Genomic DNA, 24,488 nt, shown 5'->3' with positions numbered 1-24,488 from the left:
AGATTTAAATGGTTGTATGTCGACTATGTTTGTTGGTTAACTCTAAAGATTCTTACATCCTAAAATACCGATATAAAGTGCCTTCTATTCATGCTAGAAAGAATGTAAGTTGATATAATTACAAATTTTAGGAAATGATGAGTGCGATATATAAATTATAGTTTGTTAGTTATGGGCCTGCTTTGTATTTTTTTGCTTATCAAAAGTAGTGGTGAAGTAGTCGAGATTAGTGGGATTAGATACATATTCCAAGGCTTTAATTTCGGTAATACTATGATATTTACCTTGTCATCAGGGATGCTAGTAAGTATATGGTTCTATTTTTTAGTTGTCTACTTACCTCAAAACCAAAAGAAAAAGAGAGTAAAAGCAAATTTTCTGTCTCAATATATAGAGTTCAGGAGACAGCTAATTCTGCATATCTTAAATACTTACAATAAAGGTAATATTTCTGAGTCATATGTTGACACAGACTTACTTATAGATTCTGATAAATTTAAAGCATACTTTAAAGAGTATGTAACAGAAAGCCAAAATAGATGGCATGTTTTTTTAAATAATCTTGACGAGGAGGCACTTGCAGAAATATTGATAGAATTTGAGGCATTTAAAGAAGCTGTTTCTTACTTGCTAAATAATGTTGAAATTGAAAATAATAATATTTTTTCCTTTTTGCATAACTTTAATGCAATATCTATCAGCCTAAAAAATACAAAGCTATATGATGATAGAGACAAACAATTTGCCCGCTTGCTTTGGGAAATATTAGCAAGTTTTAGCTTTATGGGTGGCTACCAAGAGAATAATCATTTCGAAAAGATGTTTAAAAAAATATGAAGTGTTTATAAGCCGGTTTTATAGCTAGTAATAAAAAATATTAGCTGTATGTATTCAGATATTACTTTCAGCATCAGGCAACAACCCAAGGGTCTCTGCCATATCCATAATCGCTAGCCAGTGCTTGGGCTCAAGTGGAATAACCGTTAATTGCTGGCAGCCTTTTCTTAGTAACAATGAATCCTCAAGCGCTGGGATGAATTTAAGCTGAGATAAGGGCAAGGTCTCAGTAAAAGCCTGCTCAAAGGCGACATCGACCATATACCAGCGTGGTTCCTCGATGGTCGCGATAGGATCAAAGTGCCGATGCTCAGGATGAAACTGAGTAGGGTCAGCATAACCGGCTTTGCTAATGGTCATGATGCCAGCGACGCCAGAAGGCTTGGCACTTGAGTGATAAAAAAATACTTGATCACCGACCTTCATATCATCACGCATAAAATTACGGGCGCGGTAGTTACGTACCCCATCCCACATCTCCGTTTCCAAACGCTGCAAATCATTAATGCCAAAGTATTTTGGATTAGATTTCATCAACCAATAGGCCATGTTTTTTATCCTTTTAATTATTCTTAGTAACTATTTTCAGGCATTGTTAGTTTTTAGTTGTGAGCTATTTTGCCTGTAATAGCGTGCTGTTAACATGAGCATTTGTTATTGGTTTTGTTATTGAAGATATTTTATTTAAGTTAGCCTTTTTTTTAAGAGACTTAGCCGTTATCCTAGCATTACTTTTTGCTGTTAATGACAGCGTCTCATTGTTGAATAAGTCCGTTTATGCCCAAATCTAAATCTCAAGCTAACAGCTTGTCGAGTGCTTCTAATTTGAATACTTTCAATATTAATAATATAGACGTATCAAATATCCCGCTGGCGCTCTATATTCACATTCCGTGGTGTGTAAAAAAATGTCCCTACTGTGATTTTAATTCACATGAGCTAGAGTCTGATATACCGCTGTCGATGTATGATGGTTATGTGGACGTGCTGTTATTAGATGCGCGGATGCAGCAGCCACTGACCCAAGAGCGAGAGATTAGCTCGATATTTATTGGAGGTGGCACACCGTCATTACTACCAATTGTCCAATATCGGCGCTTATTTGCAGAGTTACGCACGATTTTCAGTTTCGCTGACGATATTGAAATCACTATGGAGGCCAATCCTGGCACTTTAGAGCATGCGCCTTTTGCTGAGTATTTAGAGGTGGGCATCAATCGTTTATCGATTGGCGTACAGAGCTTCGCGGCCGAAAAGTTACAAACGCTGGGTCGTATTCACGACCCTGATCAAGCAGTGTCTGCGATTAAGGCGGCGCGTGAAGCTGGATTTACACGAGTAAACGTAGATTTGATGCACGGTCTACCGCAACAAACGCTCGTCGAGGCGCTGCATGACATTCAAACCGCTCATGATGCGGGCGCGACCCATATCTCATGGTATCAGCTAACCATTGAGCCTAATACGGTGTTTTATCGTAGCCAGCCAATTCTGCCTGATGAAGACCGCTTAGCGGATATTGAGCAAGCAGGGCAGGCATTATTACAGAGTTTGCGTTATAACAATTATGAAGTGTCAGCTTGGGCTGGCAGGTTGGATGCCCCCTGTCGCCATAATGTGAACTACTGGCAGTTTGGTGATTATCTGGCCATTGGAGCGGGCGCGCATGGCAAAGTAAGCATAGCTAATAGTGAAAGAAATCTATTAATAAATAATGAATTACTAGTAGAAACAGGCATTCATCGTTTTAGTAAATCACGGCTGCCAAAAGACTATGTTGCTTGTTCTACTACTGCCACTCATTCTACTGTTAGTAACACAGTGTCTACAAATAAAGCGATAGAGAGCTCCACTATTTTAAATGCGCCAAAAATGATTGGCTGGCAAAAAATTGCTAGTGATGACTTGGTGAGCGAATTTATGCTCAATGCACTGCGTCTGCACGACGGAGTAACTTGGGAATTGTTTGAAACGCGAACGGGGCTTAGTTATGATTGTATAGCGGCGCAAGTGAATAAGCTGATCAGTAAAGGCCTATTGCTAGACAGCTCAGAGAGACTACAGGCTACGGTACTAGGCCAGCGTTATTTAAATCAGATATTACGAGAGTTTTTATAAAGTATGAAAAACGATAATAAATACTAATAAAAAAGGCCTGCCGTTGGGTCAGCCTTTTCAAGAAAATATCTAATAAGAACTCAAATATTTCCTTGAACTTCTTGAGCAGTACTACTTATAGCATTACCTGCGATTGATAAGTCTTGGCCTAGACCTGCGAACGTGTTGCAGCCAGTTAGTACAAACATAGCGGTCAAAGCTGCGATAATTACTTTTTTCATAGTAGTGTCCTCAAAAGAGATAAAATTACGATAATTTATACAAAGTATAAAAAAAGGCTTACCGTTGGGTAAGCCTCTTAAATATGAAATATAATTAAAACTTAGATTTTTCTTTGAACTTCTTGAGCAGTACCAGTTACAGCACTACCGGCACTTGATACGTCTTGGCCAAGACCTTTAAAAGTGTTACAGCCAGTTAGTACAAACATAGCAGCCAAAGATGCGATAATTACTTTTTTCATAATAGTGTCCTCAAAAATGAATGTATTTTTACAAAATTTGTTTTTACGATTAGAGACAGCAATAATAAGCGATTTTCTAAACATCACTGTCGGTATACAGGATAAAATTGCAAGAACACGATACTAAAAAAACAGCTACAAAATTGCTGTTCCAGTAGGTATATTATTGCCTATTCATCCTTTGAAGCTATCATAATGAAAGTTAAAATCTATGCCCAGTACTAAAATGTAATTATTGACAGTAAACTGTAACTTTTGATTACGGTTGACTACAAGTGGTTTTACATTTCTGTTGTTTAGCCATTATCCTTAAAACTTAGATTTAAGTCAATAATAGTATTAAATAGTCCTAAAAAACCCAAATTCTAATATGCATCACTTTTTACGGATATTATATGACCATTCATATCGTGCTAGTAGCGCCAAAAATGCCTAGCAATACCGGCAATATCATTCGCCTATGTGCCAATAGTGGGGCAGAGCTACATTTAGTAAAACCATTAGGTTTTGAGCTTGATGATAAAAAGCTGCGCCGGGCAGGGCTAGATTATCACGAATACGCACATCTACAAGTGCATGACGACTGGGCTGCGGCTAAACAGGCGTTAATAAACGCAGGTTGTGAAACTATTACTGCGCTGACCACTAAGCTCAGCAAACCTTTCTATGATTATGATTTTGGGGCTCAAGTAAATGCTAATAGTGACAACCATAACGTCGCTTTAGTTTTTGGCTCTGAGACTGCAGGATTGGCGGATGTTATCCGTGAGGATATCGGAGTCGATAACTGGCTCAGACTGCCGATGCTAACAAATTCACGTAGTTTAAATTTATCTAATAGCGTGGCGATATGTCTCTATGAAGTATGGCGGCAGCAGGGCTTTGGCGGTGATACAGGTCGTAGTATTGGTTACGAGACGCTGACGGTATATGATGCGAAATAGTTTTATCATTTATAGATGTTTAACTCAGCCAAAGGTCTTATAAACAATTAGGTGGTTTTGGTAGTCCAGCCAAGCGATTGACATGACGCGCAACCAAGCCAGTATTAAATAACTGTTGCAGTTTTTGATTACTAATATCCTGCTGCGGTAAAGTTTGTTGCAGCCATTTAATAAGCGGACGGGTAGCTGGCGCGTGATTGAACTTATCAAAAAAAGACCGAACTTGTTGTAGGATCTCTAAATGTTCAGCACTTAGCTTAACCTCAAGGGTATCCGCAAGTTGCTGGGCAATATTTGGTGTCCAAAGGCTATGGTCACAGAGATGACCGTCTTGATCTAATACAAGGCTGGTATCTGTAGTAGCAGGCTTAGTGGAAGTTGTAGGGGAAACAATCATAAGGCAATAGTGACCACTTTATCAAAGCGAGTATCTTGCGTGAGGGTAACCCATTCACTATCTGTTAAAACAGCCGTTACTTTATTATTGATTTTTAGTTGTGCCGTTGTCTCGTGACTTAACTTGGCAACGTCTTCGGCAAGTACATAAATCCCAGCGATATCTTTGATAACAGTGCCATTCTCCATATCAACATCGTTTATATAAGCATTTAGCCAATCAATAAAAGCGGCGGTCGATCCTAATAGTAGAATACTGTCGCCTGCGCGCCAAGTTAGTGCCATCTCATGGGTGCTACGTCTGAGCGTATCCATAGTGCTATGTATTTGATATAAGGTTGCCATAAAGGAATCCTGTATTTAGTTGTTATTGTGCTGTAAATATGAAAGTAACTGCTAAAAAGTTAAAATTTGCTCAAAGTCTTGTGAATTAACCACCTCTGGAATAAAGGTTAATTGCTTTGCCAAATCATTTGGCACCATCCCTGTTAGCCAACCACTAAATACATCATCGGGTAACCAAGCAGCCGGCATATCGTATAGTTCAAGCGACTGAATCATGCCATGCAAACGTGACTTCGGTTGCATTAATAGCCCAAACACGGGCGCATCTAAATACAGCTGCACATCATGACCAAAAGTCGCTAGGGTTAAGGCTAGCGCACAGCCTTCATAACTAACCATTTCGCTATCAGTACGTAGCTGAATCAGTAATTTCATTGTGAATCCTTTGCTTATTCTCAAGGTGATGCATTATTAATATATTTTTTATTAGCACTTTTTATTAACATTACAACTGCGCTTAGCTTATTAAAACTGTATCAAACGGCAATGACCTTGCATCATTATTGCCAGCTCACTCAAACCGACCAACTGAAATCCTATGGCAACATTATTGCCATCTAGCTGATGACGCGTACTGTTGTCGGTATCGCTAATACCGCGGCTGAGTGCGGTGCTGACGCAAACGGGTAACGGCAGCTGGTATTGCTCAGCAAGTGCTTGCCATTCTTGGGTCAAATTAGTTTGATCCGCAGACTGCCAGCGCAATCGATTGGCAGTATGGGCCGCATCGGCATAGAAGAACAGGTTTAAAGGCGCTTTAACACTTTCGCAAATGTTCTCGCAAAAACTCTCGGAGCTTTTGGCCATATTGTTTTCAACATTGGCACTTTTAGAAACGCCATTGTCAGTAACTTCATTATCAACCGCACTGGTTTGCGCAAGTAAAGCACGGGTATAACGCAGCGCTAAATCAGCAAGGGGATGGCTAGGGTCTTTGGTAATCAATAGTAGCGGAGTCGTGGTCATAATTGTGGTATCGCAGGTTATAGGGGATATGAAGTTATTATCCTATTATGGCAAAGATTAACGCTAACGCAAAGGCCAGTTTATTTCTTGTTACTTTCTACCTCGCCAACTTTAACTATTTGCTTACCGATATTATCTCCTTCGAATAAGCCTATAAAAGCAGAAGGAATATTTTCAAACCCTTCAATAAGATTTTCTTTATAAATCATTTCACCGTCGTTATACCAAGCACTAATCTGCTTTTTGGCCGCATCAAACTCATCTTTAAAGTCATAAACGACGAAGCCTTCCATACGCGCACTTTTTTTAATTAGAGTATGCATAGGCCGAGTGCCTTGTGGTGCATCCCCTGTATTGTAATCCGCAATTTGACCACAAATAGCGATGCGGGCGTGTTCATTAATATTAGCAAAAACCGCGTCAAACAGCTCACCGCCGACATTATCAAAGAATACATCAACGCCGTCTGGACAAGCCTCTTTTATAGCGGCTTGCATATCATCGGTTTCTTTATAATTAATACCTTTATCGAGACCTAAGTCATTTTCTAAATAGTCAATTTTCTCAGCAGAGCCTGCAATACCAACGACCTTGCAACCCATGATGCGGGCAACTTGCGAGGCAATACTACCGACTGAACCTGCGGCACCTGATACCACAACGGTTTCCCCTTTTTTAGCTTGACCAATCTTTAACATACCAAAATAAGCCGCTAAGCCTGGTATACCAAGCATGCTGACAGCGGTAGAAATTGGCGCAAGGTCAGGGTCTACTTTTTCTAGCTCGTCAGCGCTTACGCTTTGATACTTCTGCCATGCAAAACGTCCATGCACAATATCGCCTGTTTTAAAGTCAGCATTATTACTATCCATGACCTGAGCAACCGTTCTACTGGTAATAGGTTCGTTAAGCTTAAACTTCGTACCAGCGTTATCACTATCACCTTTATCCATAAAGCCGCGCATGCCGGGGTCGACTGAGACATAAATGCTTTTGATTAATATTTCGCCATCTTTACACTTAGGCATATCAATATCGTTGAACTTAAAAGTATCTTCTTTGACCGCGCCTTCAGGGTGTTTCGCGAGTACGATTTCTTGATTTTGTGGTTTTGAATGATTCATTTGAACTTTCCTTTTTTATATTTAATAGCTATTCTGAGACAGTTAGTTTTTTTTGAGCAACTGACTTTATTGGACAGTTTTTTCTAGAAACATTCTTTATCAGTAAATTGAGTTGCCTTTATAGTAGACTGCCTCACGTTTTGGTAAGCGTGCCACAGCCTCAGCCGAACAAGATGCTTTGACCAGTATAAAATCAGCGTCATCGCCGACCAATGGCCATACTTGTTTGCCTTGATCATCCAAAGGTAGCGGTTGATCCGTTATCATTTTTAAGGCGCGGTTTAAGCGATATTCATCAGTCCAGCCGTACAGTTGCGCGCATACATTGGCTTTTTGTAGCATGTCACCGCTACCAAAGGGTGAGAAGTTATCCATAATATTATCCGTACCCGCTCTGACGTTGACCTGATGCTTTGTTAAGGTTGGAATAGGTAAGGCGTTTGATCCGATTGGAATGCTGGAAATAATGCCAATGCCATATTCTGCAAACTGCACTGCAATATCTTCCAACTCAATCTCTGGTAGCATGGCGAGCGCATAGGCGTGAGTGATAAAGGTTTTTCCTTGCAAGCTTGGGCTTTCTTTGACCCGCTGTATCATGTGTTTCATCACCGCTTTGCCAGAAGGCAGGCCTTCGTGCAGGTGAATGTCGACGCCTTTATCATAATCTAAAGCAATATCAAACATAACATCTAAAGACTTTTTCATATCGTCATCTACAATAGTGGGGTCAAGACCACCGATAAAGCCGATATCCATTTGCGCAGCTTCCCTTAACAAGCCCTCGGACTGTGAATAAAGAATACCGTGTTGCGGAAAAGCGGCAATCTCCCACGTAAAGCTGTCTTTGTATTTATCCAATGCCAATTGCAAATGCTCTAAGCTTCTTAGGCCGCTTACGGGGTCGATATTACAATGACAACGTGCAAAGGTAGAGCCGTAGCTTTGCAGCAGCTGGATACACGCTTCAGCTCGCCTTTGAGAGTCAGGAAGGAGTTTTGGAATCAAATCCTCCTCCAGGCGAATCATATGCTTGATATCGCCTGTCCAAGGAGCGGCCTGCCAATCACCACCATAATAGGTCTTATCGATATGGACATGCATATCCTGAAAGGTCGGCAACATTAATAAACCATTTGCATCAATTGTTTTTACTTTTTGAGTGTCATTCTCATTATTGTGTTGAGTGGTATTTTTGAGCTGTCCTTTGGCGTTGATAGTTTTAATTTTGCCATTAGTAATATGCATATCAAAGAGTGCGGTTTTAGTGGCAATGACCTGATTGTTTTTATCACGTACAAAACCGGTCTCTAATCTAACGTTACGGAGTAACAATTCTTGTTTGCTCATTGAGTGGCTCAGTATATTGGTTTGGGTTATATTTATAGCATGTTTTTAATTTGTTGGTAAATGCTAAGATAAGCTGTTGGATTAAAGGTTCTGAATTAAAAATTTTGAATTAAAGACTCTGAGCTAAATTGTATCGGTAATATAAGCGGTTAGGATTGGCAATATGTGTAGATTGAGTAGGGTTATGTTTACGGCTATGCTGAATTGCGTTTCATACTCTGCCTTGTAATCCCCTCATCAAAAAATATAACAATAGATACCAATAATATCGCAAGGTTCAGCTGGATTATTTGTTCCCTGCTGCAAGGAGTTTTATCATTATGTCGCCAGTTATGCCATCATCTGCTACGCCTAACATTACAAGCCATCAGCCAAGCTATCAACCTACACCCGCCCAGCTGCAAGTGCTACAGACTGCCAGTGAGTTTGCCTATCAGATTTGGGAGAGTCGAACCATTTCTTGCCAGACATTTTTGCGCAGTTATCCGCTAAACCAGACCTTAACTCGCCAGCAAATTGATGACCTTATTCAGGACTATACTTTGGATGAGAACTACCAACTTGCTGATGAGTCAAAGGTAATGAGCGGCTTGCGACATTTGCGCATGCTATTGATGATGCGCTGGATTTGGCAGGACGCATTAGCACTGATTACGCTTGAGCAGCTAACGGATGAGCTGTCTGAGTTTGCCGATGGCTGTATTATCTTTGCCAAAAATTATAGCTATCAACATCTGGTTAGCCAATATGGGCAACCGACTTTTATTGATGATAAAGGGTTGCAGCATATTGATGATATGGCGATTATGGCGATGGGTAAATTGGGTGCTCATGAGCTGAATTTATCCAGTGATATTGATTTGATATTTGTTCATCAAGCGCGTGGACAGACGGATGGTGACAAAGCCAAAGGTACGCGCAGTATTGATAACAAGCGCTTTATGACCCGTCTTGGTCAAGGGATTATTAAGCTGCTCGATAACTGTACTGCCGATGGCTTCGTGTTTCGGGTGGATATGCGTCTGCGCCCGTGGGGCGATGGTAGCGATTTAGCGATTCATTTATCAGCATTACAAAAATACTTTAGCAATCATGGACGCGCTTGGGAGCGCTTTGCCTGGTTAAAAGCGCGGGTGGTTGGGCAAATTAACCAGCCGTTTTATGATGAATTGCAGGGACTGATTAAGCCGTTTGTCTTTCGCTATTATGTCGATTATAGTGCGTTTTCCGCCCTGCGTGAGATGAAATCCTTGATTCAGAACCAAGTAGCGCAGCGTGAAGACTTGGATAATATTAAGCTTGGCGCGGGCGGTATTCGCGACATTGAGTTTATCGTGCAAGCTTTTCAGCTGATTTATGGTGGACGGCATCCGCAGCTCCAAGTCAAACCTTGCCTGCAGGCGATGCAAGCCTTGTATACGCTTGAGTATTTAGACCGCACGACTTATGAGCACTTACAAGCAGCCTATCGGTTTCTGCGTCGACTTGAGCACGGCATTCAAGCGATTAACGATCAACAGACCCAACGTTTGCCCAATGACGCGCATTGGCAGCGAAATTTAGCCATGACGCTTGGATTTGAAAATTGGGAAGCGCTGCTAGCGACCCTTAACGGTCATCGGGAAAATGTGAATGTGCCTTTTGAGCGCATGGTGACTGAACGCCAGATGCCGGCACAAGACAAAGTTATGCTGGAGCCGACTAATATTGAGGAGCAAATTGCTCAGCTTGATACGGTTCTAAGTGAAGAAAGCCGTGCTCAGCTCCAGACTTTTTGGCAATCAAAAATGGTTGCGAACCTTAGTGCTGAAGCGAGAGAGCGCTTAGATAATGTTTATCCGGTCATTATACATGCGCTACTTGCGCATCAGGAGCAGCAACAGTTAGCCAATACCGCGTTGCCGCGTCTGATTGCACTACTTGAGGCCATTTGTCGTCGTTCCATTTATTTGGTCATGATTGCAGAAAATCCCAATGCCACTGTTGAGCTGATTCCTATGTTGTCAGCCAGTCCTTGGATTGCCCATGAGCTGGCGCGTTATCCAGTATTGCTCGATACTTTTTTACAGCAGCGTTATCGTCATTTACCGGACAAGCCAGAGCTGCGCGATATTCTGCGTCAACAGTTGTTACGTGTTGAGCCTGAAGACGAAGAGGAGCTCCTCAGCGTTTTACGTTTATTTAAAAAAAACCAGGTATTGGCGGTTGCTGCAAGTGATGTACTGGCGGAGCGGCCGATTATGAAGGTGTCTGATTCATTGACTTATATCGCTGCTGTCGTATTAGAGGCCGCACTTGAACGTGCCTTTGCAGAGATGGTGAAGCGTTACGGCTATCCTATCGCCCAAGATGGTGATCCCGTCACTGAGGCGGATTGCGGATTTGCGATTATCGGTTATGGCAAGTTGGGCGGGCTTGAATTGTCGTATTCGTCTGATTTAGACTTAGTTTTCCTACATAAAATAAAAGAGCAGGGCATGACCACGGGTGAAACATCAGTCAGTGGCATGAAGTTTGCCGCGCGCCTTGCCCAAAAGCTGATGACTTATCTGAATACCCAAACGCGCGATGGTCGTGCTTATGAGGTTGATATGCGTCTGCGCCCCTCCGGTAACGCTGGCATGATGGTAGTCTCTTGCCATGCGTTTGAGACCTATCAGCTTGAAAAGGCGTGGTCGTGGGAACATCAAGCACTGGTGCGCGCACGGGCAATCTGTGGTGACAAACGAGTGACGGCGCGTTTTTGTGATATCCGCCGTGCGGTATTGGCATTGCCGCGCACGATTGAGCAAGTGCGAATTGAAGTGACCAGCATGCGCCTAAAAATGCAAAAGCATTTAGGTAGCAGCCAACGCAAGCAGCAAGCGGGTAAGTTTCATCTGAAACAAGATGCTGGCGGGATTGTAGATATCGAATTTTTAGCACAATTCGCCGTGCTCGCTTATTCGCATGACTATCTAAGCCTTACCAAATGGAGCGATAACGTCCGTATTTTTGAAGAGATGGCAACGCTTGGGATTTGGGAAGCGCAAGTTTGTGAAGATTTGACCGATGCTTATTTACGAGTACGGGCGGCCACGCATCAGTTGGCATTAGCAGAGCAGTCATTACTGGTCGATGAGTCATTATGGGTTGAGACCCGTACACTCGTACAAGCGCAATGGCAGCATCTGATGGGTGTGGAATAATGCAGAATTGACCAATTAATATTAATTACACTGCAAAACGCCATGCTTAATAATAAAAAAACTGATATAAATAAAAGCCATTGAGCATAAAACTAAAAGAGTTCATTTACCCTCACTGCCAGTGATATAATCATGCGCACGCCATAATAAGCTAATAAAGAGTTAACCGTTCCATGTGATGATTATCGATAGAAAGTTTTATTAATAATAACGAACGGTCTACATGTGACAATATGGTACAACAACACGATTTTAATTCATTAACTCAACAAAAAAAGTTAGACGCTAGCGCTAGCATAAGGAATATCGAATGAACATGGCAACACAAGACGGCAAGCTTTGGATGAATGGCACGATGATTGACCAGCCAGATGCCAAAATTCATGTATTGACCCATAGCTTACATTACGGTATCGCCGTATTTGAAGGCGTACGTGCCTATCAGACTGCTGATAAGCGTACGGCAATTTTTCGCTTAAAAGATCACACTGAACGTCTGCTAGGTTCCGCTTTCATCTTTCAAATGGAAGTGCCTTTTGATGCGGCTACTCTTGAACAAGCACATAAAGATGTGGTTAAGCAGAACAACCTAGCAGAAGCTTACATTCGCCCGCTAATATGGATTGGCGCTGAAAAGCTGGGTTTAGCTGCTCATGACAATAGCATTAATGCGATGGTTGCGGCATGGCATTGGGGCGCATATCTTGGTGAAGAAGGCATTCAAAACGGTATTCGCGTAAAAACATCTTCTTATTCTCACCATTTGCCCAACGTCACGATGTGTAAGGCCAAAGCGTCAAGTAACTATCCGGTATCTATTATGGCCAATCGTGAAGTCACTCGTAATGGCTATGACGAAGCAATCATGATGGACTCCCAAGGCTATGTTTGTCAGGGTTCAGGCGAGAATTTATTCTTAGTGAAGAACGGCGAGCTCCATACGCCAGATTTAGCAGGCGGCGCATTGGACGGTATTACTCGTCGCACAATTATCCAGTTTGCTGAAGATTTGGGTATTAAGGTGACTGAGCGCCGTATTACGCGTGATGAGTTTTATTTGGCCGATGAGATCTTCATGACTGGTACAGCAGCTGAAGTCACGCCTATTCGAGAGTATGACGATCGTAAAATTGGTAACGGTGGCCGTGGTCCATTGACTGAAAAGCTGCAAACCTTATATTTTGATGTAGTACATGGCCGCAATGAGAAGTATATGGATTGGTTAAGCTTTATTGATTAATTGTTCATGACAAAGCAAATCATATACAGTTCTATCTGCAATAAAAAAGCTAAGACTGATTTAGTGTCTTGGCTTTTTTAATGGCTATAATTTAGAAAATTTATTTAATAAGCAGTTATTTGTTGTTGGTTATATCTGACCATCTTACCAATCTGACTTCGTATTCCTGTAGTAGTTGCTCGAATTGACGGCTCATTAACCACTCAAACTCGCGCTCACGAGCCGCTTTAATATCGTCTTGCCAATTCGCAGCAGGGACAGCAGGATGACACATAATTAGGGTGGGGCTCAAATTACTAGGCAAAGCATTGGGTACCGAATGTATGGCTGGGGTGGTGCTGCCATATTGCGCATAAGTGCCCAGTGATTCGATATCAATAGGCAGGGAATGCATGGCAGGGAGCAGATGGTTGGTGCGCGGGGCATTAGTAAGCCAGCTCTCCCATAACGCCGCAAGCTTTTGAAAATTCGCATCAAATCCATAGACACCGCCAAAATAATGATTGGTAGCAATACTATTCTCGACACATAGTTTGCGCCATGCACGGCCACCAAGACTATAGATAATCCAAGATTTCAAATCATTCACCAAAGGTAGGGTAACTCTGGCACAGATAGGGTTTTTTGAGCCATCGGCATAACGAGCATTCAGCGCTTTGACTAAGCTTTGGCGAATAATAGGAAACTGATGAATATGTTGATGGCCATCAATAAAAACGGGTGCATGGCCGAAAATATCTTCAAAACCATCAAGTTGACGATTAATAATATCCGTTACTTGGGACGAATCAAGACGGCGTAGGTAACTGGTTATGACCAAAGACCTTAATGACCCTTGTAGATCTGATGGAAAGATGCCAGTCAAGTCAAAATGCAGACCAATATCGACGTTTAAGTCAGCCAGCGTGCGTATCTCTGCAGCGGTGATTTGACCGCCGGTCATATAACTACTCGCGCCAATACGTCCGTGTTCAGCAAGCTTAATTACTGCCTCATTCACTGCGCTCGATAGGCCTAAGTCATCCACATTAATAATGATTGCGCGTGCACCGTTCGATGATTGCGCCTTCTCATTGTTAAAAGTATTTTTCATGGACGCTATGTTTTTCAAAACTGAACTTTTTATTTTACTCATGATTTAAATGCCCAAAGTTTACCCAATGCAAAAGTCATTACCGTAATAACGCCGGTTACTATCAGCCATATCAGCATATAGTAACGCTCACCAAACCAGTTAAGTCCCAATACAAATAAGCCTTGATTGGCAATAAATCCAGCAGCTGAGCTGGCAAACCATTTTATCAAAGTATTGATAGTGCTTTTCTTGGTGGAATGATAAGGATCTATAGTGGTGTTCGTTGGCTTATTATTGGTAATGTTGCTGATTGGTTGACGAAAAGTCAGATAAAAATGGCCGACAAAGCTCACGACAAACGCGACTAAAAAAGCAAAAACGTTTGCCCAAGCCGGTGAAATAGAGGTATTACCTACTATACTAATTAATACTAAAAAATGCACTAAGGCCGCACTTGCGCCTACTACTAAAAACAATAGTGCTTGCTTTGATGCTGATGCGGTTTTCAATGTGTGGTTATTCATGTCGTGTAGGTTCGGAGTGTTTATATGTGATGTCACTGACCCATTGCTCAGTATAACGGTTATTAGTGAAATTGCTATTTATGTGGTTTTTATTATCAAGGTTCTTATTAGTATGATCTTTATTAATAAAGTTTGGATTATTGACACGTCTATCAGTAAGCTTGCTATTAATAAGTCCATTATCAGCATAACGATCACTGCCACTATGGCTACTACCGCTATGAATGGTCTCATCAATTAAATATAACGGTCGCTGTTTTACCTCTTCATAAAGTCTGCCGACATACTCGCCAATCACCCCAATACATACTAACTGAATACCAGTTGAGAACATGATACCAGCAGCGACTGTTGCCCAACCAGCGACATCACTCCCAAATAATAGCGTTTCAATAACAATGTATAAGCCGTATAAAAAAGCCAAAGCAGAAACTATAAAGCCCATTCGTGATATCAAGCGCAGCGGCTTTTGTGAGAAAGAAGTAATACCCACTAAGGCCAACTCAAACAGGCTGCCAAAGTTAAATTTACTCTCACCAGTGCCGCGATTGTCCGCAGTAAAAGGTAGGTAGACCGTATTAAATCCTACCCAAGCATATAAACCTTTCATAAAACGCTGACGTTCAGGTAGCGAGCGTAGCGCCTGCACAACCTTACGGTTCATCACGCGGAAATCACCAGCATTTGGACGAATCTCATAGCGTTGACGGTCTTGGATAAAGTGATAAAAACTGCGTTTTAAAGTTTTAGCAAGCTTGCTTTCATGAGGACGATTGGCTTGAATGCCAGCGACCATATCAATATCAGACTGCTCAATCATACTAAGCATTTGCCCCAATACTGATAAAGGGTGCTGACCATCGGCATCAATCATTGCAACTACATCACCTTCTGCTTTGGCAAGACCCGCACTAAGCGCCGGCTCCTTACCAAAGTTACGCGACAACCGTACCAATACCAGTTCGGTATTGTGTGGACGGCTAGGTATTAAAGTACTGACTACCTCCAGCAAATTATCATGGCTGCCATCATCAACAATGATAATTTCACAACTTGCCAGTGTTGTTTTAGTACTGGCACTGAGAGAAGCGTTACTGTTTATAAGTGCAGGTATTATGGGTGCACGTAAAGTAGCGGTAAACTCAAACACCTGTGGTAAAAAATCCTGCAAAGCCTCGGCATCATTATAAGCTGGCATGATAATGGACAAGTAAGGCGAATTAGGCAGATAAGAAAGATTTTGAGGCATGAATACACTCATCAGCGTTGGTTGAAATAAATGGCTATTTAGTTACCATTCATTTTTTCATCAGTTGTTATTTATGGAGTCAAGCCAGTATAGCCAGCTGCAACCCGTATTAAGTATTTATTTAAAAAGTACTTAATATAGTTACTTGTCCGAAACTAATTAATACAGCTGCTTGGTATATAAGCGATCCAGTTGACGGTTAATGGCTCTTTAGCTTTAGGGTCTGGCCAAGCCAATTGCCACTGTCCTTTTTGTACTACCAGTGCGTCAGCGGTACTCTTATTTTTATTGGTAATGTCTACTTTATTAGTGTTTGAGCTGGAGTTTACCACCGTCAATTCGTCAAGCAAGGGTAACACGATATCGTCACCCTCGTCTTGCGACATAACTAAAGTACCTTGTTGTTGTAGGCGTTCAGTACTCATCCACGGTGAATGACTGGCAGGGCCTGAAATCATTTGTGATGGAAAATCTTTATTCATGGCGACCAATGCCCCAAGCCAGCGATCACCTGACACGCTGTCAAGTGGGCAGCTGCTTAACTCATTCCAGGTGTCAGTTGCTTGCGTGGTTAAGGCTTGTTCCGGCCAGTGCATGCGCGATGGTTTATGACGTATCTTATCACCAAAACCTACGTAAACAATCATTAATGCCGTCGCTAAGGTTAGCCAAATAGCCAGTGCACGACGCAGTTTAATAACGGTCAAAGCTTGCAGAGCTGGCACAATAAATGATGCCGCTAACAACCCTGACAATGCCCACATCGGCATGCCCCACATATCCCGTAGACCAATACCAAATACTAAACTTAACACCACAAGCACAGCTATGGGTGCCGCCCAAAGATACCAAAGTATAGAAGCGCCTGCTGGCAGGCTATGCTTATAGGCGCTAACACCAAATAAGCGTTTGCGATTAAGCGCTAGCATTAATATCAGAGGAATATGGGCAATAACTTGGGCGGCAAGAAAGCTGACCCAACTGAAATGGCGACTAATACTACTGGCAGCTTCACCGACATCATGTGAGCGCCCATTAGCATAACCGAGCGGCAACCAATCATGTATTACTAGCCAGTATAAATGTGGGGCAAATACAGCTAGCATTACAAAAGCCGCTATCCAAGGCTGCGGCTGCTTTAACAGCGGCCATTGTTTGGGCAGTAATAAAAATATCGCCATCGGCAGTAATAAAAATATGACACTGTATTTGGTGAGCATACCCAGCCCGCCAATTACTCCAAGTAGCAGCCAGTCTGTCAGTTTATTTCGGGTTAATGCTTGATAAAATACGAAGTACAAGCCTGCCCAAATAGGAAACTGGGCGACGTTATGGTTAAACTCAAGACTTGGATAGCTATAATAGATAACGGCTAGAGTTAAGGTGCTGCCTAAGAGTGCCGTTGCTGGTGACCAGATTTTTTTGCCTAGCTGATAGACTAAAAATAAGGTGAGTAGTACATACAACTGACTTAGTAAATAAGGGCCAATGTGACCAAACAACTTATAAAAGCTGTAAAGTACCCAAGAGGATAAGGGAGGGTGCTTATAATAGCCCCATTGCCATTCACTACCCCAATTGATGCCTTCACTAACATCTAGCGGTACGCTACTGGCAAGAAAGGCCGGTGCAATAGACCAAATAACAAAATAGGCCAGCAAAAACAGCCCAAACCATCGCCACTGTCTCTGCTCTGACTCATTATTACCTAAGTTGTTGTTGCCATTATTAGCACTTTTGGTAAAACTATCTACTTGCAGCTTGGTTTGTGAGGCGGGCTTATTGTTGAATGATGGGGTCATGACTAGGCTCTTTTTACAATTTATCTGGTCTTATGCTGCAGTTGACACAAGTAGATTTAAAATATAATAGTTATTTATAAAGCAGCACCATATTTATAATAAAGCCGAGCACTTATAACTCAGTAAAACTTTATTTTGACAAGTCAGCTACCATAATCTAGCGCCATTATAGAGTCTAATGTCAGTTAGTCATAGTAAGGTTAACTTTTTATCTTAATCTCTGACGATATTTAAAGTTATTACTTATAATCAATGTTTATGTTTAATGCTTAGAGGCTTTATTTAGTTGTGGTACTCAAAGGCTACATTTATAAGCAACGGCTTGACGGTATTACTTGGTGGCATGACTTGAGGATATAATAAGTCACTCTATATGATATTATCGTCATATGATTAAGCGATATTTAATATTTATTTTCCATAGCAGTCATAAATTTAAGAGAATAGGTTATGAGTAATGAGGTTATCAAAGTATTTGTGGGATGTGACCCTAATAACTGTGATTTAGAACAAATGATGGTATTAGATTATAGTCTGCACAAACATACCAGTGCGCCTATTGAAATCGTCTGGATGCAATTATCACGCGATCCCAACAGCTATTGGTACTCAAACCCCGAAACCGGTGAAGGCTGGAATACGACTAAGTGGGCAACGCCTTTTTCAGGGTTCCGTTGGGCCATCCCAGAATATTGTGATTTCACTGGTAGAGCCATTTATATGGACGCTGATGTGGTCATTCTAAGCGACTTGGCCACATTATGGAATCATCCTATTGAAGGCCAATCTATAGTCGCTGCAAAAACAAATGCAGACATGACTCGCTTGTGTACTTGTGTCTGGGATTGTAAGGATGCTCAAGGAACTGTATTACCTGTTGAGCAACTTAGAAAAGAGCCAAGCAGCCATCAAGAAATGATGGATGTTATTAAAAAAAACCCACAACTGGTTGAGCCTTATCAAGACAGCTACAACTGTGTGGATGGTGAAGATTTGGCGATAGACGACATTAAAATACTACATTACTCAGATATGAGTATGCAATTCAGCCACAAATATGCGTTATCTAGAGTAGAGAAAGAAGGCTTTGCGCATTGGTTTGATGGCAAGATAATACCGCATCCAAGACAAGAGTTGGTCGAGTTATTTGATAATTATTATAACGAAGCGTTGGCTGCGGGCTATAAGCTAGACAATTACCGAGTGGAGGCTTTTGGTAGCTTTCCAAAAAAGACCCATAAGCGCTATAAAGGTAATAAAATAACGCGTCCGAACGTTACAAAAACGTTTTTATCACGATTATTTAAGCGTTAAGTGCTAAATAAAACTGTTAGTTATTATTAAAATAGAGCTCTATTTCTAATTACGAATTTTCGAGAACTTAATGAAAAAGCTTATTATCAGTTTGGAAAATTCTCACGATAGAAGGCAGCATATAAAAGAACAGTTTGAAAGTAATAATATTTCTTATGAGTTTTTTAATGCGGTTAATGCCACTCAGATTGACACTGTTGCGAAAAAACTGAGTATTCCAATCACTGATACGCGATTAGGGAAAAATGAAATTGCCTGTTTTTTGAGTCATGCTAGCATTTGGCAGTTAGCTGTAGAAAATAACTATCCATATGTTTGCATTTTTGAGGATGATGTTTATCTTGGTGAAGATTCAGAATTTTATTTGAACAATATCTTAGAATGGAAGCCTGATGACGCTCATATCTTGAAACTTGAAGTTTATAATAACCTTATCAAAGTTAATGAACACTTTAAAAGCTTAAAAGTTGGGGACAGAAAACTTATAAAATTGGCAGCAAAGCATACTGGCTGTGCGGGGTATGTAATTACACTTGAAACCGCTCATATTTTACTCGACATAGTAAGGAATTATGAGGGGTTAATTCCTATTGACCATATTGTTTTTGGTGATTTTTTACACAATTACGAGGCTAATATATATCAGATTGTTCCTGCAATTTGCATTCAAAGTCAGCATTATAAGCATGCTAAACCACTGATTAGTTCTCTTGAGTCTGAAAGAATAGATAGGCATGGAATGCCTATAAATAATAAGAAATTTAAAGACAAGGTGGTTAGGGAAGGAAAACGATTGATTAAACAACCTATCATTGCCATTGAAAAGATTAACCTTAGATTAAAAGGTATTAGAGAGCTAAAGCTAACCTTTAGATAAAGAATATGCTATTGGATTTCAGTAGTCTTAACGTATTAACTAAATATACTGTAGGCTATAATAGCAATAACAACTAAAACTCCCCCACCAATAATACGGTTGCGCGTTCTAATGTTTTGTCGTTTAAGCTTGGTTTGACCACGGCTAGCTTGTAACTGTTCAATATAAACCTCGCCTTCATAGTCCTTGTCAAATATTTTGATATAACCTGGATTAAGGGGCTCAACGGTGAGCGTGTTTTTAAGCTTATCCATAGCCGTATCTAAGCTGTCTTGATCGACTTGCGTACGCTTACCGTCTACCTGTTCGGCTATCCATTGTTTAACCAAGTTGATAGTATTATCGGTATTATTAAAAAACATCGTACTAGCCAGATAATCATGAGACATGCCCGGTAGACCTTTGGTCTTATAAAAAGCAACATCAGCAGTAATATTATTAAAATAGTCCAGTGGTTTTTTGACCAAGGCATCAGCATCTAAGTACAAAATATTTTTATCAGGGAACTGTTGTAAACACTCTAAAATGAAGTGCGGTTTAATACGAGTATTTGCTTCCCAATATCCTGCATCAGAAACTTGTTTAAAATAATAATTCAAACTAAACTCATCTAGTGACTGTTTTAAAGATAGAGCATGGTCATAGTAGCTATCGGTATAAAAACAACACACAATAAAGCTATCTATAGCGCTCATGCTGGTGAATGACGAAGGTTGCGATAAAGTTGACATTAGATACTCTATAAGTTTAAATAAGGTAAGTCTTTAAAAAGCTAGGTTAATATACCAAGTACAAGACTAAATGATATCACAGAGTGTCTGATTAGACGTTTTAAACCGTAACCGTTTTCCTAATTTGTTCTTCAATCTGTCTTCAATAACTTACACTTCATCGTCAAATATGTGTCTGTCGATAAGTCTCATTAGTAAGCCTTTGACGATAAAGTTTGTTTCTACCTATTAGATGCTACTAAATAGGCAATTACTTAAAGTCTATAACCTTCATCCTTAATGATCTTAGCATTCTAAAAAATTCTCTTTTGATCTTTTCATTAAAATAGATACTGTTATTTTTTTTCTTACTACGTACTATGCTACTAGAGAATTTTACATCTCCCTGACTGAAAAGTTTATCTTGTATTACAATAGCAGGCTGTAATTGGTATACTTTGATAAACTTAGGATACGTAATCTGATTAAACAAGACAACGTCAATACATTCAATTTCTTCCATTTCTTTTATGTAATTAAGCATATAGGTACATCCTGATTTTGACAGTATATAACCTGCAGCTCCAAGATTCTTACCTAGAAGTTCATGTACTTTTCTACCAGTGGCGTTAATACTTTCCCCTCTTAATGATAGTTCAACTTTTTTATGGAATTTTTCAAGCTTAACAATATCTTTACCAGCAAACCATGATGTGTCATTCAATAATAATTCTGCATCACTACCTAAATCTATGTCATCCTCAAATACACCAATAAAATTCAAATCACTATCAATACATTTTTGCCAAACACATAAGTGACTTAACAAGCATGCTAATTCGCTAACACTTAAATCTTTAACTTGCTTACTACTGATACCAAACTTTTCTAAAAAACATTGATTCATAGACGGCTCTACAGCGTCAAAAAAATCAAAAGAAACAGCATGTTTATTGAACTCTAAATTAATATGTTTACGTCTTAACTCAGCTTTTCTTAAACTAATAACGTAGTGATGAATCATGATCGTCCTGAAGTTAAGTATGGTTTTAATGAAGTTGCAACTATAACAGTAAAACACTAAAATACCCGATTTCACCAAGCTAGATTAACGTAATTAAAAGCTAATAAAAAACAACTAGCCATTGAATTCAATCAAGCCACCACTTAGACTTCTCGTCTTGATGTAGTGCGCGTAAAGTAGCAAAAGCACTGTTATTACTTTGCAGTCTATCAAAAACGAATAGCAGTACGGTTGTGGCCAGTTTATCGACAGTATAGAGTTTTTGGTAACGGCTCCGCATGTGTTTCAGCGTATCATCGGTGCCAATACGAAAATAGGTGAGGCCGTCGTACAAAGGAAGGTGACAACTGTAAAGCGCTGCTACTTTGTCGGTCAATAATGGCGTTTGATCAGGAACGCTACTTAGCTGCAAAAACTGCTTAGTCTCATAAACCTTTAAAGTATTTATTAAAGTAATAACATTTAAAAATACAGCGGCTCTCGTTGTGTCGGCTGAATAATCAATAAAACTATCACAAGCAGAGACAATCCAACGTAACGACAGATTATTTAATAAATAATCCGTTTCTACTGCCCATAGCCTTTCAAATTCAGCAAATACTTCTTGAGGTTTGTAATTGCGGCGCAGCAGTACAATAAGGGTCGCATGATAAAAACACAGTTCTGATTGGTGAATGAATTGATGTTTTAAGCCATCTAAATGGCTCTCTAAGTTTTTAATACGAGGTTTATCAGATATTGCTTTAGAGTTGCACATTGACTCAGTGATGACCGTTGTTTTCATATCATCGATACTCTTGTTACTAAAGCTACCAATAATTGCTTTTGCATTGAGTGTTTTCTCACTCTTAAACAATAAGTTAAGTTTGCGTTGCCATTTTGATGATGCACTCATATTATCTAAGACCTGTTAATTGAAGTAGAAAAATCATATGACCCAACCCATTATTGTGTTGATACTAAAAGCCCTAGAAGGCCGCGGTGCTGAACGTATGGTAACGACATTGGCGCGTGCTTACGCAGATATGAATTACGAAGTTCATGTCCTTTGTTTAGAAAATACGCAAGAGATGCCACTAGATTCTCGCGTTCAGCATCACGTTGTAGCATACAATCAAGTCCATAATCAGGCTGAATTTGAGGAAGATTCTAAGCAAGCTGCAGATTATAAGACAGTGGCAAAGCGTATAGATGATTATGTGCTTGCTAATATAGGTACACCGGATTTGATACTGGTTAATATTTATAAACTTAATTGGATTATGGCTTATAGTAAGCTGCCAAATATCGTGAATGTACTACACACAGCGTTATCGAGACAATTCCAAGATAAACTATTAACCCTGCCAGCGCAGATCATTACACATTTAAAAATGGTTTATGGCGCCCATCCTTGTAGTTGTGTTAGCGAAGGGGCGCGGCAAGACTTACTCGCGCTAATAGGCAGCAATCTAAATAGAACGGCAACAATTTATAATCCTTGTGATGTTAATGACATTAAGAGAGCGGCAGAACAGCAAGTAAACATTGAACAGTTTGGTTTAATTGCTAAGGGTTATATCATTCACGTGGCCTCATTTGATACCATGAAAAATCATCAGGATTTGTTACAAGCGTACGCTAAAACTGAGCATAAGCTACCGTTAGTGTTGGTAGGAAAAGGTAGGTTGGAAGCTGACATTAAGCAGTTGGCTATCGACTTAGATATTGAGGAATGGGTTAGGTTTTTGGGCTTTCAGACCAATCCTTATCCTTTGATTAAATCTGCTGCCTTGCTGGTGCTGACCTCTAAATTTGAAGGCTTTGGTTATGTCATTGTCGAGGCGCAAGCGTTGGATGTAGCGGTGATTAGTACTGATTGTCCGTTTGGTCCAAGGGAGTTATTACCGACGCAGAATTTAGTGCCTGTAGATGATATAGAAGCTTTGGTAAAATTGATGAATCGTGCAATAGATAAACTAGAGAACTATAAAGTACCTTTTAATCCGCAGCTATTGCCTAGTAATGTCGCTCGTCAATATCTGAAGTTCGGTCAGGTATTAGGATATGAGAGCATTAATAAAGCCCATCAAACAAGTCTTTAGAGATTGGCGAATGATTGATAATGGGTACGCCATGGTCTTTATAAACGTGACCTAATAGATTAAATGAGGGAACAATACGGTCAGTCACTGCTTTATCAAGCTTAGATGGTGCGCTATTGTCTTCATTTTCATAAAACCGGGGTTGGTTGCTGTTTAGCAGGTCAACGCCATACAGATTAATCTCACTGGCTTGTCGCGAAAAAGCCAACTGCGCGGCGACATAGGCCACAGTACCGGCCTCTACAAATCCATAAGTAATATTAAGAGAAACACCAATAGGGTCAGGCTTATAATCGGTGTCGATAACGAAATTTGGATGATTAACAAAGTGTAATAAAGGCTTTTTTTTATTAAGTAGTTTTTTTCTAAAAGATAGTTTACTAAACCAGAGCTTATTTGATTTGACCCCCCATGGTCTATCCACTGGGTATAATATGCGCATAGAATCATGATAGGTGCGCATAAGGTCAGGCTGGGTTACTGCCATTGCTTCTAACACAGCTAATGTTGCATACAAAGGCTGACCAGTATAATAACTTTTTAGAATCTCAGGTTGATGGTGGATAAAGCGGGCGTCGCTAATCACGTAACCAACGATATTGGTAAATTCATGTTGCTCAGTAAGACTGATACTACCGTTGACAAAAATAGTGGCTGTATCTTGCATCTCAGCGAAAGCTAAATCAACAATAGAGGGGCCAGAGGCAATAATATTTACCGCTTGCTGATACAGATTTTGCTTGGCCTCATCGGCATTAAAACCTTTGATAGTAATAATGTGGTTGTCAATATTAAACTCAACAGTAGGAGGTAGTCCTAAATTTTGCGCCATATTATCTTCCGATAGCTGTTTTTAAT

At 40.4% G+C, this 24,488-nt stretch carries 25 protein-coding genes; 8 read left to right on the top strand and 17 right to left on the bottom strand.

The annotated features are described in order from the left end of the window. Nucleotides 1-141 precede the first annotated feature (141 nt). Nucleotides 142-837 (top strand): hypothetical protein, encoded by a 696-nt coding sequence (locus ES754_RS02935; protein WP_147221898.1) that lies wholly within the window; start codon nt 142-144, stop codon nt 835-837. A 54-nt stretch (nt 838-891) separates the two neighbouring features. Here the strand turns inward: ES754_RS02935 and ES754_RS02930 are convergent, their stop codons facing one another. Beyond that, nucleotides 892-1,386, bottom strand: a complete 495-nt coding sequence (locus tag ES754_RS02930) for an EVE domain-containing protein (protein WP_147221896.1) — start codon at nt 1,384-1,386, stop codon at nt 892-894. Between the two features lie 228 nt (nt 1,387-1,614). On the opposite strand from ES754_RS02930, the gene hemW reads away from it, so the two are divergent. Continuing rightward, nucleotides 1,615-2,955, top strand: a complete 1,341-nt coding sequence (gene hemW, locus ES754_RS02925) for a radical SAM family heme chaperone HemW (protein ID WP_147221894.1) — start codon at nt 1,615-1,617, stop codon at nt 2,953-2,955. Nucleotides 2,956-3,035: 80 nt separating this feature from the next. Here the strand turns inward: hemW and ES754_RS02920 are convergent, their stop codons facing one another. Continuing rightward, entirely contained in the window at nt 3,036-3,176 is a 141-nt protein-coding gene (locus ES754_RS02920; RefSeq protein ID WP_147221892.1) for a lipoprotein, read from the bottom strand. A gap of 101 nt (nt 3,177-3,277) precedes the next feature. Further along, nucleotides 3,278-3,418: an entericidin A/B family lipoprotein gene (locus ES754_RS02915; protein WP_147221890.1), complete on the bottom strand. Its 141-nt coding sequence runs from the start codon at nt 3,416-3,418 to the stop codon at nt 3,278-3,280. Nucleotides 3,419-3,813: 395 nt separating this feature from the next. On the opposite strand from ES754_RS02915, the gene ES754_RS02910 reads away from it, so the two are divergent. Then, on the top strand, nt 3,814-4,362 hold the full coding sequence (locus tag ES754_RS02910) for a tRNA (cytidine(34)-2'-O)-methyltransferase (protein WP_147221888.1): 549 nt from the start codon (nt 3,814-3,816) through the stop codon (nt 4,360-4,362). 37 nt (nt 4,363-4,399) lie between these two features. Here the strand turns inward: ES754_RS02910 and ES754_RS02905 are convergent, their stop codons facing one another. The 6 genes from ES754_RS02905 to ES754_RS02880 all read right to left on the bottom strand — a co-directional run bounded on the left by ES754_RS02905 (nt 4,400) and on the right by ES754_RS02880 (nt 8,543). Further along, nucleotides 4,400-4,759, bottom strand: coding sequence for a TusE/DsrC/DsvC family sulfur relay protein (locus ES754_RS02905; protein WP_147221886.1), 360 nt, complete (start codon nt 4,757-4,759; stop codon nt 4,400-4,402). Then, nucleotides 4,756-5,103 (bottom strand): hypothetical protein, encoded by a 348-nt coding sequence (locus ES754_RS02900; protein WP_147221884.1) that lies wholly within the window; start codon nt 5,101-5,103, stop codon nt 4,756-4,758. Before ES754_RS02900 ends, ES754_RS02905 begins: the two co-directional genes overlap by 4 nt. Nucleotides 5,104-5,154: 51 nt before the next feature. Next, a complete protein-coding gene (locus tag ES754_RS02895; protein WP_147221882.1) occupies nt 5,155-5,478 on the bottom strand; it encodes a hypothetical protein in 324 nt (107 codons plus the stop codon). Between the two features lie 90 nt (nt 5,479-5,568). Beyond that, nucleotides 5,569-6,072: a sulfurtransferase complex subunit TusD gene (gene tusD / locus ES754_RS02890; protein ID WP_147221880.1), complete on the bottom strand. Its 504-nt coding sequence runs from the start codon at nt 6,070-6,072 to the stop codon at nt 5,569-5,571. A gap of 77 nt (nt 6,073-6,149) precedes the next feature. Continuing rightward, the gene (locus tag ES754_RS02885; protein WP_147221878.1) at nt 6,150-7,193 is read right to left on the bottom strand and encodes an NADP-dependent oxidoreductase; all 1,044 of its coding nucleotides are present in this window, start codon (nt 7,191-7,193) and stop codon (nt 6,150-6,152) included. Between the two features lie 99 nt (nt 7,194-7,292). Next, entirely contained in the window at nt 7,293-8,543 is a 1,251-nt protein-coding gene (locus ES754_RS02880) for an amidohydrolase (RefSeq protein ID WP_147221875.1), read from the bottom strand. Between the two features lie 320 nt (nt 8,544-8,863). On the opposite strand from ES754_RS02880, the gene glnE reads away from it, so the two are divergent. Further along, complete coding sequence (gene glnE, locus ES754_RS02875; protein WP_147221873.1) at nt 8,864-11,731, top strand: bifunctional [glutamate--ammonia ligase]-adenylyl-L-tyrosine phosphorylase/[glutamate--ammonia-ligase] adenylyltransferase; 2,868 nt, start codon at nt 8,864-8,866, stop codon at nt 11,729-11,731. A 310-nt stretch (nt 11,732-12,041) separates the two neighbouring features. Beyond that, nucleotides 12,042-12,971: a branched-chain amino acid transaminase gene (locus ES754_RS02870; RefSeq protein WP_147221871.1), complete on the top strand. Its 930-nt coding sequence runs from the start codon at nt 12,042-12,044 to the stop codon at nt 12,969-12,971. Nucleotides 12,972-13,086: 115 nt separating this feature from the next. Here the strand turns inward: ES754_RS02870 and ES754_RS02865 are convergent, their stop codons facing one another. From ES754_RS02865 to ES754_RS02850, 4 genes are all read right to left on the bottom strand, one after another. Further along, nucleotides 13,087-14,064, bottom strand: coding sequence for a ChbG/HpnK family deacetylase (locus ES754_RS02865; protein ID WP_170231068.1), 978 nt, complete (start codon nt 14,062-14,064; stop codon nt 13,087-13,089). Between the two features lie 38 nt (nt 14,065-14,102). Next, nucleotides 14,103-14,570 carry a GtrA family protein gene (locus tag ES754_RS02860; protein WP_147221867.1) on the bottom strand — a complete coding sequence of 156 codons (468 nt, stop codon included), beginning with the start codon at nt 14,568-14,570 and terminating at the stop codon, nt 14,103-14,105. Continuing rightward, on the bottom strand, nt 14,563-15,819 hold the full coding sequence (locus ES754_RS02855; RefSeq protein WP_147221865.1) for a glycosyltransferase family 2 protein: 1,257 nt from the start codon (nt 15,817-15,819) through the stop codon (nt 14,563-14,565). Before ES754_RS02855 ends, ES754_RS02860 begins: the two co-directional genes overlap by 8 nt. Before the next feature lie 155 nt (nt 15,820-15,974). Beyond that, on the bottom strand, nt 15,975-17,621 hold the full coding sequence (locus ES754_RS02850) for a glycosyltransferase family 39 protein (protein WP_147221863.1): 1,647 nt from the start codon (nt 17,619-17,621) through the stop codon (nt 15,975-15,977). Between the two features lie 450 nt (nt 17,622-18,071). Between ES754_RS02850 and ES754_RS02845 the strand changes: the two genes are divergently transcribed. Then, the gene (locus tag ES754_RS02845; RefSeq protein ID WP_147221861.1) at nt 18,072-18,935 is read left to right on the top strand and encodes a glycosyltransferase; all 864 of its coding nucleotides are present in this window, start codon (nt 18,072-18,074) and stop codon (nt 18,933-18,935) included. A 70-nt stretch (nt 18,936-19,005) separates the two neighbouring features. Beyond that, entirely contained in the window at nt 19,006-19,812 is an 807-nt protein-coding gene (locus tag ES754_RS02840) for a glycosyltransferase family 25 protein (RefSeq protein ID WP_147221859.1), read from the top strand. A gap of 35 nt (nt 19,813-19,847) precedes the next feature. Here the strand turns inward: ES754_RS02840 and ES754_RS02835 are convergent, their stop codons facing one another. The 3 genes from ES754_RS02835 to ES754_RS02825 form a co-directional block, all read right to left on the bottom strand. Then, complete coding sequence (locus ES754_RS02835) at nt 19,848-20,543, bottom strand: putative nucleotide-diphospho-sugar transferase (RefSeq protein ID WP_147221857.1); 696 nt, start codon at nt 20,541-20,543, stop codon at nt 19,848-19,850. Between the two features lie 250 nt (nt 20,544-20,793). After that, a complete protein-coding gene (locus ES754_RS02830) occupies nt 20,794-21,546 on the bottom strand; it encodes a glycosyltransferase family 25 protein (protein WP_147221855.1) in 753 nt (250 codons plus the stop codon). Nucleotides 21,547-21,673: 127 nt separating this feature from the next. Next, nucleotides 21,674-22,441 (bottom strand): hypothetical protein, encoded by a 768-nt coding sequence (locus tag ES754_RS02825; protein WP_147221853.1) that lies wholly within the window; start codon nt 22,439-22,441, stop codon nt 21,674-21,676. A gap of 37 nt (nt 22,442-22,478) precedes the next feature. Here ES754_RS02825 and ES754_RS02820 point away from each other — a divergent pair, with 37 nt between their 5' ends. Continuing rightward, on the top strand, nt 22,479-23,630 hold the full coding sequence (locus ES754_RS02820) for a glycosyltransferase (RefSeq protein ID WP_147221851.1): 1,152 nt from the start codon (nt 22,479-22,481) through the stop codon (nt 23,628-23,630). On the opposite strand, the gene ES754_RS02815 is transcribed toward ES754_RS02820, so the two are convergent. Beyond that, on the bottom strand, nt 23,602-24,462 hold the full coding sequence (locus ES754_RS02815; protein ID WP_147221849.1) for a hypothetical protein: 861 nt from the start codon (nt 24,460-24,462) through the stop codon (nt 23,602-23,604). The genes ES754_RS02820 and ES754_RS02815 overlap by 29 nt on opposite strands. Nucleotides 24,463-24,488: the final 26 nt, after the last annotated feature.

It is taken from the genome of Psychrobacter frigidicola, assembly GCF_007997305.1.
In the GTDB taxonomy this organism is placed as follows: Bacteria; Pseudomonadota; Gammaproteobacteria; order Pseudomonadales; family Moraxellaceae; genus Psychrobacter; species Psychrobacter frigidicola.
This window is presented reverse-complemented; position numbering and strand designations above follow the sequence as displayed.

Excerpts from the sequence above, each read along its gene's own strand:
- ES754_RS02930 (WP_147221896.1), bottom strand. The coding sequence starts at position 1,386 with ATGGCCTATTGGTTGATGAAATCTAATCCAAAATACTTTGGCATTAAT.
- hemW (WP_147221894.1), top strand. The coding sequence starts at position 1,615 with ATGCCCAAATCTAAATCTCAAGCTAACAGCTTGTCGAGTGCTTCTAAT.
- ES754_RS02920 (WP_147221892.1), bottom strand. The coding sequence starts at position 3,176 with ATGAAAAAAGTAATTATCGCAGCTTTGACCGCTATGTTTGTACTAACT.
- ES754_RS02915 (WP_147221890.1), bottom strand. The coding sequence starts at position 3,418 with ATGAAAAAAGTAATTATCGCATCTTTGGCTGCTATGTTTGTACTAACT.
- ES754_RS02910 (WP_147221888.1), top strand. The coding sequence starts at position 3,814 with ATGACCATTCATATCGTGCTAGTAGCGCCAAAAATGCCTAGCAATACC.
- ES754_RS02905 (WP_147221886.1), bottom strand. The coding sequence starts at position 4,759 with ATGATTGTTTCCCCTACAACTTCCACTAAGCCTGCTACTACAGATACC.
- ES754_RS02900 (WP_147221884.1), bottom strand. The coding sequence starts at position 5,103 with ATGGCAACCTTATATCAAATACATAGCACTATGGATACGCTCAGACGT.
- ES754_RS02895 (WP_147221882.1), bottom strand. The coding sequence starts at position 5,478 with ATGAAATTACTGATTCAGCTACGTACTGATAGCGAAATGGTTAGTTAT.
- ES754_RS02885 (WP_147221878.1), bottom strand. The coding sequence starts at position 7,193 with ATGAATCATTCAAAACCACAAAATCAAGAAATCGTACTCGCGAAACAC.
- ES754_RS02880 (WP_147221875.1), bottom strand. The coding sequence starts at position 8,543 with ATGAGCAAACAAGAATTGTTACTCCGTAACGTTAGATTAGAGACCGGT.
- glnE (WP_147221873.1), top strand. The coding sequence starts at position 8,864 with ATGTCGCCAGTTATGCCATCATCTGCTACGCCTAACATTACAAGCCAT.
- ES754_RS02870 (WP_147221871.1), top strand. The coding sequence starts at position 12,042 with ATGAACATGGCAACACAAGACGGCAAGCTTTGGATGAATGGCACGATG.
- ES754_RS02865 (WP_170231068.1), bottom strand. The coding sequence starts at position 14,064 with ATGAAAAATACTTTTAACAATGAGAAGGCGCAATCATCGAACGGTGCA.
- ES754_RS02860 (WP_147221867.1), bottom strand. The coding sequence starts at position 14,570 with ATGAATAACCACACATTGAAAACCGCATCAGCATCAAAGCAAGCACTA.
- ES754_RS02855 (WP_147221865.1), bottom strand. The coding sequence starts at position 15,819 with ATGCCTCAAAATCTTTCTTATCTGCCTAATTCGCCTTACTTGTCCATT.
- ES754_RS02850 (WP_147221863.1), bottom strand. The coding sequence starts at position 17,621 with ATGACCCCATCATTCAACAATAAGCCCGCCTCACAAACCAAGCTGCAA.
- ES754_RS02845 (WP_147221861.1), top strand. The coding sequence starts at position 18,072 with ATGAGTAATGAGGTTATCAAAGTATTTGTGGGATGTGACCCTAATAAC.
- ES754_RS02840 (WP_147221859.1), top strand. The coding sequence starts at position 19,006 with ATGAAAAAGCTTATTATCAGTTTGGAAAATTCTCACGATAGAAGGCAG.
- ES754_RS02835 (WP_147221857.1), bottom strand. The coding sequence starts at position 20,543 with ATGTCAACTTTATCGCAACCTTCGTCATTCACCAGCATGAGCGCTATA.
- ES754_RS02830 (WP_147221855.1), bottom strand. The coding sequence starts at position 21,546 with ATGATTCATCACTACGTTATTAGTTTAAGAAAAGCTGAGTTAAGACGT.
- ES754_RS02825 (WP_147221853.1), bottom strand. The coding sequence starts at position 22,441 with ATGAGTGCATCATCAAAATGGCAACGCAAACTTAACTTATTGTTTAAG.
- ES754_RS02820 (WP_147221851.1), top strand. The coding sequence starts at position 22,479 with ATGACCCAACCCATTATTGTGTTGATACTAAAAGCCCTAGAAGGCCGC.
- ES754_RS02815 (WP_147221849.1), bottom strand. The coding sequence starts at position 24,462 with ATGGCGCAAAATTTAGGACTACCTCCTACTGTTGAGTTTAATATTGAC.